This window comes from Hypnocyclicus thermotrophus, assembly GCF_004365575.1.
In the GTDB taxonomy this organism is placed as follows: domain Bacteria; phylum Fusobacteriota; class Fusobacteriia; order Fusobacteriales; family Fusobacteriaceae; genus Hypnocyclicus; species Hypnocyclicus thermotrophus.
In genome coordinates this window covers 1-14,742 of sequence record NZ_SOBG01000008.1, presented here as the reverse complement: position 1 = coordinate 14,742, position 14,742 = coordinate 1, and the positions used below count along the sequence as shown (strand labels likewise).

The following is a 14,742-nucleotide window of genomic DNA, read 5'->3' as shown; positions in this document are numbered from 1 at the left end:
ATTTTTTTAAGAAACAAAATGAAAGGAGTAATAAATGGACAGTAAAATTAATATACTAATAAGAAATGAAGTTGAAAACTTCAAAAAAAATATGCGAGATCCAATATTGATGATAACTATTATTTCAATAATGATTTTAGTTTTTTTATTTATTTTATATCCTTTAATAAAAATTCTAAGTGAAAGTATATTTTATAATGGAAAAATATCTTTAGAGCATTATAAAAATATTTTCAAAAACGATTCAACACTTGAAATAATAAAAAATACAGTAGTTCTAGGAATTATAGTGAGTACGATTTCTACATTAATTGGATTTTTATTTGCATATGCATCAGCATATTTAAAAATAAAAAATAAAGGGATATTTAATGCAGTAGCAATTTTACCTATGATTTCTCCTCCATTTGTAATAGCACTGTCTACAATTTTATTATTTGGAAGAAATGGATTTATTACAAGAGGAATTTTTGGAATAAGAGATTTTGATGTATATGGATTAAAAGGTTTAATAATTGTACAAACACTGACATTTTTTCCTGTCGCATATTTAATGCTTGTAGGATTATTAAAAAGTATAGATCCTTCAGTAGAAGAAGCTGCTAGAGATTTAGGAGCATCGAGATGGAATGTATTTAAGACGATCACTTTACCACTTATGGTACCTGGATTAGCAAATGCTTTTTTATTAGTATTTATTCAATCGATAGCAGATTTTGGTAATCCAATGGTAATAGGTGGAAATTATACAACTCTTGCAATTCAAATATATCTTCAAGGTATAGGGAATTATGATATTGGTGGTGGAACAGCACTTGCAATTATTTTATTAATTATATCTATAATTTTATTTACAATACAAAAATATTATGTAAGCACAAAATCATATGTTACAGTTACTGGAAAGGTTTCGCGAGAAAGAGAATTAACAGATTCACCAAAAATAGTAAAGCCGGTATATTATATAATAGTTGCAATTAGTATTTTTGTAGGATTGTTGTATATATTAGTTCCAATTGGTTCTTTCATAAAATTATGGGGAGCAGATTATTCATTTTCGTTAAATCATTATAAATATGTATTTGGATTAGGAATGAAACCTATTATAGATACTACAATGTTAGCTTTAGTTGCTACACCAATTAGTGGAATTTTAGGAATGATAATAGCATTTTTAGTAGTTAGAAAAAAATTTATTGGAAAAACATTTGTAGAAGGGACTACAATGCTTGCAATAGCTATTCCTGGGACGGTAATAGGATTAGGATATGTTCTTTCATATAATACAAAGCCATTAGTATTAACAGGAACAGCAACTATCCTCATAATAGCGTTTATAATGAGAAGTATGCCAGTAGGAGTGCGTTCAGGAATCGCTGCATTACAACAAATAGATCCATCAATAGAAGAAGCTGCAAATGTATTAGGAGCAGATAGTAAAAAAGTATTTACATCAGTAACAGTTCCTATGATAAAGCCAGCATTTTTTAGTGGATTAACATATACTTTTATTAGAAGTATGACTTTAGTAAGTACAGTAATTTTTCTTGTATCAGCAAATTATAATTTATTAACTGCTGCAATTATGAGTCAAATTGATGTAGGTAAAATAGGAGTTGCATCAGCATATTCAACAATATTAATTATTATTGTCGGGATAGTAGTATCTATTATGCAATTTACATTGTCAAGAATGGGTGTTAATATAAATAATGGAGAAGGTGGTAAATAATATGAAAAATGCTAAAAGATTAAAAATAGAAAATTTAAATAAAACTTTTATAACAAATAAAAATCAAAAAGTAGTAGCTGTAAATAATATAAATTTAGATATAGAACCAGGTGAATTTGTAACAATATTAGGACCTTCTGGATGTGGTAAGACAACTACACTTAGGATGATAGCAGGATTTGAAATGCCAACAGAAGGGAAAATTTATATAGGTGATGAAGATGTAGCAAGTAAAACACCAGATAAAAGAGATACAGCAATGGTATTTCAAAATTATGCTCTTTTTCCTCATATGAATGTATTTGATAATATAGCATATGGACTGAAACTTCAAAAATTACCAGAAAATGAAATAAAAGAAAGAGTAAGTAGAATATTAAAACTTATGAAAATGGAAGATTTTGCAACAAGAGTACCTTCTCAAATGTCTGGTGGGCAACAACAAAGAGTATCTTTAGCAAGAGCACTTGTAATGGAATCAGGAATACTTCTTTTTGATGAACCATTATCAAACCTAGATGCGAAATTAAGAATACATATGAGAGATGAAATAAGAAGAATTCAAAAGACAGTTGGAATAACGTCTGTTTATGTAACACATGATCAATCAGAAGCTATGGGATTATCTGATAAAATAGTTATAATGAATGCTGGAAATATTGAACAAGTGGGGAATCCTATTGAAATATATCAAAAACCTAAAAATGAATTTGTTGCAAATTTTATAGGAAAAGCAAATATAGTAGATGGAATTGTAAAAGAAAGAATAGAAGAATACTTAGAAGTTGATATTCATGGTGTAGAGTATAAAATAAAAAGTAATAAGAACTACAAATCAGGAGATAAAGTACGAATTGTTATTAGACCTGAGGCAATAGATATATTTGGAGAAGATTTTACTGGGGTAGTAACAAAATCAATATTTATGGGACAACATCACGAATATGAAGTAGAATTTTTTGGTGAAAAATTAGAAATATCGTATAATAATCCAATTAATAGAAAAATACATGATGTAGATGATAAGCTTTCTTTTTCTTTTGATACTAAAGCATTACACATATTTTAGGAGAGTAAATTATGTATAATTTAGAAGTTGATCAAATGTTTGCAAGGATTTTAGTTGCTATTATAACTGGAGCTATAATAGGGCTTGAAAGGGAGATAAAAAATAAACCTGCAGGATTTATTACACATACAGTTTTATGTGTGGGTGCTGCCATTATTTCTATGATTCAGATAAAACTTAGTTATGAATCAGTAAATTTTTTAATAAATTATCCTGAATTATCTCAAGGAATAAAAATAGACACAGGAAGATTGATAGCACAAGTAGTAAGTGGAGTAGGATTTTTAGGAGCAGGAACAATTATTCAAAATAAAGGTAATGTAAGAGGAATAACAACAGCAGCCACTTTATGGCTAACTGCTTGCTTAGGTATTGCAGTAGGATTAGGATATTTTACATTAGCATTAGGGACAGCGATAATAATAACAGGAGTTGTTATGCTGTTAAAAAGAATAGAAGTTAGACATATTGAAAAAAGAATACCTAAAAAAATCATTATAGAATATAAATTAAATAAAGATATTGAAAAAAATATTAAAAATTTTTTAGAAATAAAAAGAATAAAAATATATGATAAAAAATATATTAGAGAAAGTTATAATGGAGATATAACAAAAAGGATAACAGAATTTTCTTTAATGATGCCTAAATTTATTGATATAGAAAATTTAATAAATGAATTATCAAAAGTAGAAGGGATATTAAAAATAAATAATGTAAGAATAGACGGGAAATAATTTTTTAAGAAAACTATTTATATTATAAATATGTTTTCTTTTTTTATTATATTAAATATAGTATAATTAATTAAAATTGTAAATGGAGAAAATTATTATGAAAAAATTATTTTTAATATTATTAACAATAGTAACTGTATTTATTTCTTATCAAAATTTTAGAAATAAAAGAAATCAAAAAAATACATTAGAAAAAAATTATCACTTGGTTATATATTCACCTCATCCATTATCTTTTATAGAACCACTAATTAATCGTTTTGAAATAAAAGAAGAAGTAAATGTAAAAATTGTATCAAAAGGTAGTTTAGAATTATTAAAATTAATTAAAGAAAATAAAAATTCAGTGGATATAATGTGGGGTGGTTCTTTATCAATTTTGAGTGGGGGAAAAAATTATTTTAAGAAATATATTTCAAAAAATGAAGAATATATTTTAGAAAAATATAGAAATATAGATGGTAAAATCACTAGATTTACAGCTATTCCAAGTATATTAATGATAAATAAAAATTTAATAGGAAATATAAAAATAGAAGGATTTGAAGACTTGTTAAATCCCAAGTTAAAAGGGAAAATAGCTATGGCAAATCCAGAAACCTCATCATCATCTTTTGAACATTTAATTAATCAATTATATGCTATGGGCGGAAATAATAATAAAGGATGGGATTATATAAGAAAATTAATTAAAAATATGAATGGTGAAATTTTAAATAGATCATCAGATGTATACAAAGGAGTAGTAGAAGGAAAATATATAATTGGTTGTACATTTGAAGAAATAGGAGCTAGATATTTAGAAAATGGAGCACCTATAAAAATAGTATATCCAAAAGAAGGAACAGCAATAATTCCAGATGGAGTAGCGATAATTAAAAATAGTAAAAATATAGAAGTAGCAAAAAAATTTATTGATTTTTTAACTTCTAAAGAGATACAAGAATTTATATCAACAGATTTAAATAGACGTAGTATAAGAAAAGATGTAAAAAACATTAATTTAAAGAGTGAAAGTAATATAAAAATTATATCTTATAATTTAGATGAAGTTTTAAAGAATAAACAAAATATTTTAAATCGGTATAATAAAATTTTATTAGAAAATAGATAAAATCACTTAGGAGAAATATGGATATAAAAAAGAGAAAATATTTTAAAGAAGAGCTTAAAAAAAAATTTATATTTTATGCATTACTTCCAACTTTATTTTTTTCAGTGTTTTTTTATAGTGTATTTTTTTATTATAATTTTAGATTATTAAAAGTAAATAATAAAAATAAAAATAAAAATATATCTAATATTTTACAAGATGAATTTTTAAGTTATGAATCTAAAATAAATAAATTATCTAATGATGTTAGATTAAGAAAATTAATCAAAAAAACTCAAAATAAAGAAGAAATTTTTGCAGATTTATATAAATTTATAAATTCAAGAAAAATTCGAAGTATATTTTATGTTTTAGATAAAGATAAAAATATACTGATTACAAATGATTGGAAAGAATCAAAGTATAATAATAAAAAATATAAATTAAATAAAACTGTTAATAAAATTAAAGTAAACTCAAGTGAGATTACTCTTATTAAAAATGATTCTCAATTAACTAAAAATTTAAACACTGTTTATTCAATAGGAAAAGGAATAAAAGAAAAAGATGAAATAGTTGCTTATATAATATTTTCATTAATTGAAAAAGATATTAATAGTATTATATATACAGATAAAGTTGAAGCATTAGTTATCACTGATAAATTTAATAATAATATTATTTCTACAAATAATAAATTGATAAATAATTTAGGAAAATTAGAATTAACTAGTAAAACAAAAAATATTGTAAAAATAGGTAAAAATGAATATTTTTATTATAAAAATAATATTTTTAATGATAATATTTATGTTTATTCATTAACTTCTTTGAGTTATTTAAAAAGTTTTTATTTATTTGGGATTATTTTTATGAGTATGATTTTTATATTATTAATAATGATATTTTTAATGATAGCAAAAAAACTTGCAATAAATCAAAGTAAAACAGTGGATGAACTTTTATATGGAATAAAATTAGTCCAAAACGGAGATTTGAAGACTTATATAAATATAAAAACTAATGATGAATTTGAGATAATAGCAGATTATTTTAATGAAATGTTAGATAGATTAAATAAATTAATTAATGAAAACAAGGAACAAATCCATAGAAATAAAATGGTAGAAATAAAATTATTAGAATCTCAATTCAATCCACATTTTTTATTTAATACATTGGAAACAATAAAATATATGGTGAAGATATCGCCTGAAAATGCTATAAAAGTTATTGTAAGTTTATCAAGTTTACTTAGGTATAGTATTAATAATAAGCAAGAAAAAATAGTTCTTATAGAGGATATAACATATATTAAAGATTATTTAATTATACAAAAATATAGATTTGAAAATAAACTTGACTATAGTATAAATATAGAAAAAGATACAGAAAGAAGTATTATTCCTAAATTAATAATTCAACCCTTTATAGAAAATAGTATAAAATATGGCTTTGAACATAAAGATAATTTGATAATAGAATTATTAAGTTATAAAGTAAATAATAATTTAATAATAAAGATAATAGATAACGGAAAATTTATTGATGAAATAAAATTAAAAGAAATAAATAATATATTAAATAATGTAGATAATAAAACTGATCATATAGGGATATATAATGTACATAGAAGAATAAAATTGGTTTATGGGAAAAAATATGGAATAACTATTAGAAATAGAATAGAAAATGATAATAATGAGGGAGTAGAAGTGAAAATTAAACTTCCATTAATATATGTTTATGGAGATGAAATAAATGATTAAAATATTAATAGTAGAAGATGAATCTATAATTAGGAAAGGTTTAATTTACACAATTAATTGGTTAGAAATGGGGTGTATAGTAATTGGAGATGCAGAAAATGGTGAAAAAGGGTTAGAAAAAATAAATAAACTACTTCCTGATGTTGTAATTACAGATATAAAAATGCCTAGAATAAATGGATTGGAAATGATAGAAAAAGCAAAAAAAAAATTTGATTTTGAAACAATAATAATTTCGAGTTATTCAGAATTTGAATATGCAAAACAAGCTATACATCTTGAAGTTTTTGATTATTTATTAAAACCTATTGATGAAGAAAAGTTAAAAAAAATAATAGAAAAAGTAAAAATAAAAATCAAAGATAAAAAAATTTATAATGAAATAAAGGAGAAAATAGAAAATAAAAAAGAAAATTTAGAAATTATAAATATAAATTATTATATGTATTCAAATGAACAGATTTCAAAACGAATATTAAAAATGATAGAGTATATAAAAGAAAATTATAATAAAAAAATATCAATAGAAGATATTGCTGATAAATTGGATTGTAGCTCTGGTTATTTGAGTAGAAAGTTTAGAGAAGAAACGGGAATAACTTTTAATAATTTTGTTAATAAATATAAAATACAAAAATCAATAGAATTACTAAATAGTGGGAAATATAAAGTATATGAAATAGCAGATATGCTAGGTTTTAATAATTATAAATATTTTGCACAAGTTTTTAAAAATTATATGAATTGTTCGCCATTGAAATTTATAAATACACAAAAATAAATTATTTAATAAACGAATGTACTATTTTAGTAAATGTCTTTTTATTTTTAAAACAAAAATGTTTTTAGTAAAAAATGGGATTTTAAAAGCATTTGAAAATATTATATAATTATGTTATAATTTTTTGTAAAAATTTATAAATAAGATGTATTTTGGAGGAAAATAATGAACATAGTTTCTTTAGTTTTAGCTGCTGGAAAAGGTACAAGAATGAAGTCAGAGTTACCAAAAGTGCTACATAAAGTAAATGGAATACCTATGGTAATAAAGATAGATAATGAATTAAAAAAAGCTGGTATAGATAAAAATATTCTTATTTTAGGACATAAAAAAGAATTAATAATTTCAGAATTCAAAAATAGAAATATTAATATAGAACATGTAACACAAGAAGAACAATTAGGAACAGGACATGCTATTATGCAAGCAAAAGATAGTTTAAAAGATTTTGAAGGAACAGTTATTGTAACTTGTGGAGACACTCCTTTAATTAGAAATACAACTATTGAACAGTTTGTGAAATTTCATAATGAAAAAAATGCATCAGCTACAATTCTTACAGCAAAGGTTGAAAATCCTTTTGGATATGGGAGAATAGTAAAAAATAATGATAAAGTAATTGCTATTATAGAGGAAAAAGAAGCTAGTGAAGATATAAAAAAAATTAACGAGATAAATAGTGGAGTATATTGTTTTGATTCGAAAAAATTATTTTCTTCTCTTGAAAAAATAGATAATAATAATGAAAAAGGTGAATATTATTTAACAGACGTTATTAAAATATTAGTTAATAATAATGAATTGGTAGAGTCTTATCTTTTAGAAGATAATCAAGAAATATTAGGAGTAAATTCAAAAGTACAATTGGCTGAAGCAAGTAAAGTATTAAGAGAGAGAAAAAATAATGAATTAATGAATGAGGGAGTTATTTTTATAGATCCTAAAACTGCATATATTGAAGAAAGTGTAAAAATTGGAAAAGATACTGTTATTTATCCAAATGTTATTATTGAAGGAAATACAGAAATTGGTGAAAATACAATTATTATGCAAAATACTAGAATAATAGATAGTATTATAGAAAATGATGTAAAAATAGAAAGCTCGGTGATAGAAGAAAGTATTATTAAAAGTGGTGTAACAATAGGGCCTTTTGCACACCTTAGATCAAAAGCATATTTAAAAGAAAATGTACATATTGGAAATTTTGTTGAAGTAAAAAAATCAACATTAGAAAAAGGGGTGAAAGCAGGACACTTAACTTATATTGGTGATTCAGAAGTAGGAAAAAATACAAATTTTGGAGCAGGAACAATCACATGTAATTATGATGGTAAAAATAAACATAAAACTATTATTGGGGAAAATGTATTTATAGGAAGTGATACAAAATTTGTAGCACCGGTAGTAATTGGAGATAATGCTATAACAGGAGCAGGATCTGTAATAACAAAAGATGTTCCAGAATATTCATTAGGATTAGGAAGAGCAAAACAATTAAATATAAAGGAGTGGAGAAAAAAGAATGAGGACTAATGATGTTAAAGTTTTTTCCGGTAGCTCAAACAAAGAATTAGCTACTAAAATAGCACATGAGTTAGGGATTGAGCTTGGTGATGCAAAAGTAGTCAGATTTAAGGATGGAGAAGTTTATGTTAAACTAAATGAAACTGTAAGGGGGGATACTGTTTTAGTAGTTCAATCAACCTCAGAACCTGTAAATGAAAATCTTATGGAGCTTCTTGTATTTATTGATGCATTAAAGAGAGCATCTGCAAAAGAGATTATAGCTGTTATGCCTTACTATGGATATGCTAGACAAGATAGAAAAGCTAGTCCAAGAGAACCAATTACAGCAAAATTAGTAGCAAATTTATTAACTACAGCTGGAGCAACTAGAGTAATAACTATGGATTTACATGCACAACAAATTCAAGGATTTTTTGATATACCAGTAGATCATATGAAAGCATTACCGATTTTAGCAAAATATTTTTTAGATAAAGGATTTACAGGCGATGATATAGTAGTAGTATCACCTGATGTAGGCGGAGTTAAAAGAGCAAGAGGACTTGCGAGCTGGCTTGATTGTAAAATAGCAATTATCGATAAAAGAAGGCCAAAACCAAATGAATCAGAAGTAATGAATATTATAGGAGAAATAGATGGTAAAATAGCTATTTTTATAGATGATATGATTGATACAGCAGGAACAATTACAAATGGGGCTCAAGCAGTAATGGATAGAGGAGCAAAAGAAGTATACGCTTGTTGTACACATGCTGTATTTTCAGGACCTGCTATTGATAGACTTCAAGAATCACCATTAAAAGAAGTAGTGATTTCTGATAGTATTCAACTTTCAGAAGATAAAAGAATTGATAAAGTGACAATATTATCTGTATCAAAATTGTTCTCTGAAGGGATAAGAAGAGTAATAAATAATGAATCATTAAGTTCTTTATTTGTAAAACAAAAATAATTGTGTATAATGGTAGTGTAAACACTACCATTTTTTAAAAATTTTTGGAGGTTTTAAGATGTCTGAATTAAGAAAAGATCCTGTAAGTAAAAGATGGGTTATTTTTTCACCAGAAAGAGCCTACAGACCAAATGATTATAAAGTAAAAAAAGAAAAAAAAGAAAAGGAAGAAGATAAATATTGTCCTTTTTGTTCAGGGAATGAAAAAAAATCAGGGGATGAAATATTAGCTTATCCTAAAACAGCTAATAGAGAGCCAAATTCACCAAATTGGTGGATAAGAGTATTAGAAAATAAGTATCCAGCACTTACTCCTCAACAAAATTTAGAAAAAAAAGGAGTAGGTATTTATGATAGGATGAATGGGCTTGGAAGACATGAAATTATAGTAGAAACAGAGGATCATAAAAGATGTATTTCAGATTTAACAAATATTGAAGTAGAAAAAATAATATGGGCATATAGAGATAGATATATAGATATATCACAAGAAAAAGAGATAAAGCATATATTGATTTTTAAAAATTACGGAGAAAGAGCGGGTGCCTCATTAGAGCATTCTCATTCACAACTTATAGCTACACCAGTTGTTCCAAAGAGAGTAGAAACAGAAATTAAAGGAGCAAAAGACTATTATAAATTTAGAGATAGATGTGTATATTGTGATATTTTAAGTCAAGAACAATTAGATAAAGAGCGTATTATTGAAGAAAATGAAGAGTTTGTTGCTTTTAATTTTTTTGCAGGGAAAGTACCATATGAAACATGGATAGTTCCTAAAAAGCATAGTGCCTTTTTTAGTACAATAACAAAAAAACAGATTGGATCATTAGCGAAAATCTTAAAAAATGTAATAACTAGGATAAAAAGAGCATTAGGAGATGTAGATTATAATATGGTAGTACATACTTCTCCAATAAATATTCATGAAAATACAGAGGATGTTTTTCATTGGCATTTAGAAATTATGCCAAAACTTACAAGAATTGCAGGATTTGAATGGGGGACAGGATTTTATATTAATCCAGTACTTCCAGAAGATGCGGCTAAAACTTTAAGAGAGATAAAGCTTGATGAATAAAATATTAAAAGGAGAAAAATGTTAAAAGTAGTAAAAGAAATATCTAGTGCTAAATTAGAAAAAATTTCAAAAAAAATAAAAAAAGGTGAAATAGTATGTTTTCCAACAGATACTGTATATGGGATAGGTGCTTTTATTGAAAATGAAAATAGTTTAAAAATGCTATATGATATAAAAAATAGACCTTATAATTCACCAATCATAGTACTTTTATCAAATAAAGATATGCTTTATAAATATACAGACAATATATCAGAAAAAACAAAAAAATTAATTAATAAATTTTGGCCGGGAGCACTTAGTATTATTGTAAATAAAAATAAAAATATTCCAGATATAATTTCTTCTAAAGAAAAAACAATTGGTTTTAGAATTCCTTTAAATAAAATAGCTATAGATTTAATTGAATTTGTAGGTGGAGGCTTAGCTACAACAAGTGCTAATAAAAGTGGTGAGATAAGTCCAGTATTAGCAGAACAGGTATTTGAAAGTTTTAAAAATGATAATAGAGTAAAATATTTAATTGATGGAGGAGCTACAAAAGAAAGAGTAGAATCTACAGTAATAGATATGACAAAAGAAAAACCATTAATTATAAGAGAAGGTATAATTAGTAAAAAAGAAATTGAAGAAGTAATAGGAAAAGTAGAAGTTATAAAAGAAGAGAGAAAAACAAAAAAAATAAATATAAATATAAAATTTTTTAATAAAAAAGAAGATATAAAATTTAATCAAGAGAATGCATATATTACAATGAGAAAATATGAAGAATTTAAACATAATAAAAATTATTTTTATTTTTCTGAAAATGGAGACGAAAAAGATATTTTAAAAAATTTATTTTTAATACTTGATAAAGTTATTAAATTAAAATATAATATTATTTATGTAGAAAAAACAAATTGTGAAAACAATTCATATGAATTGATTTATAAAAAAATAAATAAATATATTGATTAAAATATATATGGAGGGTATGTATGAAAAACAGAATGAATACAAACAAACTAAAAAATACTGATATGATGAATAGTTATAGTCAAATGAGTATGTTAGGAAATATTCAAAAAATAGGAAAAGGGAAAAGAAAATACAAGGTTAATATAGATAAAAATAGTAAAAAATATCTTGCTAGATTAATTGTTGAAATGAAAAAACAAATGGGAATATATGCAACAAATCCTCAAACAAAAGGAGTTATTGATTATTTAAACTATTTACAAACAGAATGTAATAAGAAAAATAACGATCCAGTAATGATGAGTTTTGAAGAGTTAGAATTTTTAAAAAAAACAATAAGAGATTCTGTAAAAGCTATGGAAGATATGAAATTTAAATGGTATCAATTTTTTAGAAAAATAACAGTTAAACTTATGCTTACTCAAAATAAATATCTTTTAGAAGAATTAAATAAATAATTAAACCTCCATTACAGGAGGTTTAATTTTAAATTATGAGGTGTGGTTATGTTGACAAGTAAAGAGATAATGCAAATAGAAATAGATAGAAAAACATTGAGAATATTAGAAGAAAAAACAATACATGAAAATAAAGTATTTCCAATAAAATTAACTGATAAAGAATTAATATTAGCAATGGTTGATCCAAGTGATATTAAAATAATGATGAAAATTAAATCTATGCTTAGAAAGATGGTAACACCAGTAGCGATTAGCGAAGAAGAATTTTTTTTATTGACAACTAAATATTTTGGAATAGGTTCAGGAATGTTTACAAATACAGATAAAGTTGTGACCTTTACAAAGGAATTTGACATTTCTGATAATGAAGAAAATGCAGAAATAATAAAATTTGTAAATAAATTATTATTAGATGCATATAAAAGAGGGGCAACAGATATTCATATAGAACCTATAAAAAATGATATTTTATTAAGATATCGAATTGATGGAATGCTTCATAATGTACCGGTACCTCCTTCAATAAAAAATGTTTATGCAGCGGTAGTATCAAGAATAAAAATAATGTCAGATCTGGATATAGCAGAAAAAAGACTTCCACAAGATGGAAGAATAGGTATAAAAATAGGAAAAGAAAATCAGGAATTAAGAGTTTCAGTTATACCTACTGTAAATGGTGAAAGTATAGTTATAAGAATACTTGCAAATCAACAAAATGAAATGAATTTAGAATATCTTGGGATGAGAGAAGATGTTTTAAAAGAATTTAGAAAGCTTGTACATAAACCAAATGGAATAATATTAGTGACGGGACCAACAGGAAGTGGAAAATCAACGACACTTTTCTCTGCGATAAAAGAATTAAATGATGGGCAAAAAAAAATAATAACTATAGAAGATCCAGTAGAATATAAGATGGATGGTGTATCTCAAATACAGGTAAAGTCAGAAATAGGTTTTTCTTTTGCAGAAGGATTAAGAGCAGTACTTAGACATGATCCAGATATAATAATGGTAGGTGAAATAAGAGATAAAGAAACAGCAGAAATAGCAATAAGATCTTCTCTTACAGGGCATTTAGTATTTGCTACACTTCATACAAATGATGCAATAAGTTCGATAACAAGGCTTATTGATATGGGGATAGAGCCTTATTTAATAACATCTTCACTTATAGGAGTTTTAGCCCAAAGATTAGTAAGAAGAATATGTCCGTATTGTAAAACAGAAAAAGTTTTAGATAACGGCGAGGTTTACTGGCACGGAGAAGGATGTGAATATTGTTTTCATACGGGATATAAAGGACGAACAAGTATACATGAACTCTATTTAATAAATGATCAAACGAAAAAAGATATTTTAAACGAAAAAAGTAATTTTGAAATTAGAGAAAATTTATTAAAAAATGGTTGGGTTGATTTAAAAAAAGATGGTGAAGAAAAAGTTAAGCAAGGAATAACAACGATAGAAGAAATATATAGAGTAGCTTGGTAGGTGATAATATGAAATATAAATATATTTTTGGTCCTGTTCCATCGAGAAGATTAAAAATATCATTAGGTGTAGATTTATTAAAAGAAAAAATTTGTAATTTTAATTGTGTTTATTGTGAATGTGGTGCAAGTGACAAATTATTTAATGAGAGAAAAAAATATACCCCAATTAATGAAGTTTTGGCAGAAATAAAAGATTATTTAGAAAAAGGAAATTATTTAGATTTTATCACATTTTCAGGAAATGGCGAACCAACTCTTCACTCTGAAATAGGATATTTAATAAAAGAGATAAAAAAAATTACTAATACTAAAATATGTGTGATAACAAATTCAAGTTTATTAAATAAAAAAAATATTCGAGAAGAAATTATGCAAGCAGATATAATAATGCCATCATTAGATGCTATAAGTGAAAACGTATTTAGAAAAATTGATAGAGCGTCATCAAAAATAAAATTATTAGATATAAAAGAAGGTATAAAAAAGTTATCAGAAGAATATAAAGGTAAGATTTGGTTAGAAATATTTTTTATTGAAGGACTAAATGACACAAAAGAAGAATTGGATAAATTTATAGAATATTTAAAAGAGATAAAAATTAATAGAATACAATTAAATAGTTTAGATAGACCTGCGCCAGAAAAATGGGTAAAAGCAATGAAATTGAATAGACTAGAAGAAATAAAAAAGTATTTTTCTAAAGAATTGAAAAATGTAGAAATTATAAAAAAGTATAAAACTAAAGAGGATATTTTTGGATATACAAAAAATATAGAAAATTTTATATTAGAATTAATAGATAGAAGACCTTCAACATTTGAAGATATGAAAGAAATATTGAAAATAGAGGATACAGAACTTAATAAATATTTAGAATATCTAGAAAATAAAAAAGAAATAAAAAAAGTAATTGAAAATAGAGGAATTTTTTATAAAAAAAATATTGACAAAAAATATTGATTAGTATATAATTAACTGGTGCAAAAATGCCGCTTTAGCTCATCTGGTAGAGCAACTGACTTGTAATCAGTAGGTGGCTGGTTCGACTCCGGCAAGCGGCACCATAAATAAATTTTACGAA

13 protein-coding genes and 1 tRNA gene are annotated in these 14,742 nt (G+C 24.7%); all 14 read left to right on the top strand.

Going from position 1 to position 14,742, the window contains the following annotated elements; all coding sequences use genetic code 11:
- Positions 1-34 precede the first annotated feature (34 nt).
- The 14 genes from EV215_RS08585 to EV215_RS08520 all read left to right on the top strand — a co-directional run bounded on the left by EV215_RS08585 (position 35) and on the right by EV215_RS08520 (position 14,725).
- Positions 35-1,732, top strand: a complete 1,698-nt coding sequence (locus EV215_RS08585; protein WP_134113601.1) for an ABC transporter permease — start codon at positions 35-37, stop codon at positions 1,730-1,732.
- A 1-nt stretch (position 1,733) separates the two neighbouring features.
- Complete coding sequence (locus EV215_RS08580) at positions 1,734-2,801, top strand: ABC transporter ATP-binding protein (RefSeq protein ID WP_134113600.1); 1,068 nt, start codon at positions 1,734-1,736, stop codon at positions 2,799-2,801.
- Positions 2,802-2,812: 11 nt separating this feature from the next.
- Positions 2,813-3,538, top strand: coding sequence for an MgtC/SapB family protein (locus EV215_RS08575; protein WP_134113599.1), 726 nt, complete (start codon positions 2,813-2,815; stop codon positions 3,536-3,538).
- Positions 3,539-3,635: 97 nt separating this feature from the next.
- Positions 3,636-4,652: an extracellular solute-binding protein gene (locus EV215_RS08570; protein ID WP_208320361.1), complete on the top strand. Its 1,017-nt coding sequence runs from the start codon at positions 3,636-3,638 to the stop codon at positions 4,650-4,652.
- A 17-nt stretch (positions 4,653-4,669) separates the two neighbouring features.
- On the top strand, positions 4,670-6,400 hold the full coding sequence (locus EV215_RS08565; RefSeq protein ID WP_134113598.1) for a sensor histidine kinase: 1,731 nt from the start codon (positions 4,670-4,672) through the stop codon (positions 6,398-6,400).
- Positions 6,393-7,181, top strand: a complete 789-nt coding sequence (locus tag EV215_RS08560) for a response regulator transcription factor (RefSeq protein WP_134113597.1) — start codon at positions 6,393-6,395, stop codon at positions 7,179-7,181. Before EV215_RS08565 ends, EV215_RS08560 begins: the two co-directional genes overlap by 8 nt.
- Before the next feature lie 171 nt (positions 7,182-7,352).
- Positions 7,353-8,717, top strand: a complete 1,365-nt coding sequence (gene glmU / locus EV215_RS08555) for a bifunctional UDP-N-acetylglucosamine diphosphorylase/glucosamine-1-phosphate N-acetyltransferase GlmU (RefSeq protein WP_208320365.1) — start codon at positions 7,353-7,355, stop codon at positions 8,715-8,717.
- The gene (locus EV215_RS08550) at positions 8,707-9,663 is read left to right on the top strand and encodes a ribose-phosphate diphosphokinase (RefSeq protein WP_134113595.1); all 957 of its coding nucleotides are present in this window, start codon (positions 8,707-8,709) and stop codon (positions 9,661-9,663) included. Before glmU ends, EV215_RS08550 begins: the two co-directional genes overlap by 11 nt.
- 58 nt (positions 9,664-9,721) lie before the next feature.
- Positions 9,722-10,744 carry a galactose-1-phosphate uridylyltransferase gene (galT, locus tag EV215_RS08545; RefSeq protein WP_134113594.1) on the top strand — a complete coding sequence of 341 codons (1,023 nt, stop codon included), beginning with the start codon at positions 9,722-9,724 and terminating at the stop codon, positions 10,742-10,744.
- Positions 10,745-10,762: 18 nt separating this feature from the next.
- Positions 10,763-11,704 carry an L-threonylcarbamoyladenylate synthase gene (locus EV215_RS08540; protein ID WP_134113593.1) on the top strand — a complete coding sequence of 314 codons (942 nt, stop codon included), beginning with the start codon at positions 10,763-10,765 and terminating at the stop codon, positions 11,702-11,704.
- A gap of 20 nt (positions 11,705-11,724) precedes the next feature.
- Positions 11,725-12,162, top strand: coding sequence for a hypothetical protein (locus tag EV215_RS08535; RefSeq protein ID WP_134113592.1), 438 nt, complete (start codon positions 11,725-11,727; stop codon positions 12,160-12,162).
- A gap of 48 nt (positions 12,163-12,210) precedes the next feature.
- Positions 12,211-13,659: a GspE/PulE family protein gene (locus EV215_RS08530; RefSeq protein WP_134113591.1), complete on the top strand. Its 1,449-nt coding sequence runs from the start codon at positions 12,211-12,213 to the stop codon at positions 13,657-13,659.
- An 8-nt stretch (positions 13,660-13,667) separates the two neighbouring features.
- Positions 13,668-14,621 carry a radical SAM protein gene (locus EV215_RS08525; RefSeq protein ID WP_134113590.1) on the top strand — a complete coding sequence of 318 codons (954 nt, stop codon included), beginning with the start codon at positions 13,668-13,670 and terminating at the stop codon, positions 14,619-14,621.
- Between the two features lie 28 nt (positions 14,622-14,649).
- Positions 14,650-14,725, top strand: a tRNA-Thr gene (locus EV215_RS08520).
- The last annotated feature ends 17 nt before the right edge of the window (positions 14,726-14,742 follow it).

Coding starts and splice junctions, on each gene's coding strand:
- EV215_RS08585 (WP_134113601.1), top strand. CDS start 35: ATGGACAGTAAAATTAATATACTAATAAGAAATGAAGTTGAAAACTTC.
- EV215_RS08580 (WP_134113600.1), top strand. CDS start 1,734: ATGAAAAATGCTAAAAGATTAAAAATAGAAAATTTAAATAAAACTTTT.
- EV215_RS08575 (WP_134113599.1), top strand. CDS start 2,813: ATGTATAATTTAGAAGTTGATCAAATGTTTGCAAGGATTTTAGTTGCT.
- EV215_RS08570 (WP_208320361.1), top strand. CDS start 3,636: ATGAAAAAATTATTTTTAATATTATTAACAATAGTAACTGTATTTATT.
- EV215_RS08565 (WP_134113598.1), top strand. CDS start 4,670: ATGGATATAAAAAAGAGAAAATATTTTAAAGAAGAGCTTAAAAAAAAA.
- EV215_RS08560 (WP_134113597.1), top strand. CDS start 6,393: ATGATTAAAATATTAATAGTAGAAGATGAATCTATAATTAGGAAAGGT.
- EV215_RS08550 (WP_134113595.1), top strand. CDS start 8,707: ATGAGGACTAATGATGTTAAAGTTTTTTCCGGTAGCTCAAACAAAGAA.
- galT (WP_134113594.1), top strand. CDS start 9,722: ATGTCTGAATTAAGAAAAGATCCTGTAAGTAAAAGATGGGTTATTTTT.
- EV215_RS08540 (WP_134113593.1), top strand. CDS start 10,763: ATGTTAAAAGTAGTAAAAGAAATATCTAGTGCTAAATTAGAAAAAATT.
- EV215_RS08535 (WP_134113592.1), top strand. CDS start 11,725: ATGAAAAACAGAATGAATACAAACAAACTAAAAAATACTGATATGATG.
- EV215_RS08530 (WP_134113591.1), top strand. CDS start 12,211: ATGTTGACAAGTAAAGAGATAATGCAAATAGAAATAGATAGAAAAACA.
- EV215_RS08525 (WP_134113590.1), top strand. CDS start 13,668: ATGAAATATAAATATATTTTTGGTCCTGTTCCATCGAGAAGATTAAAA.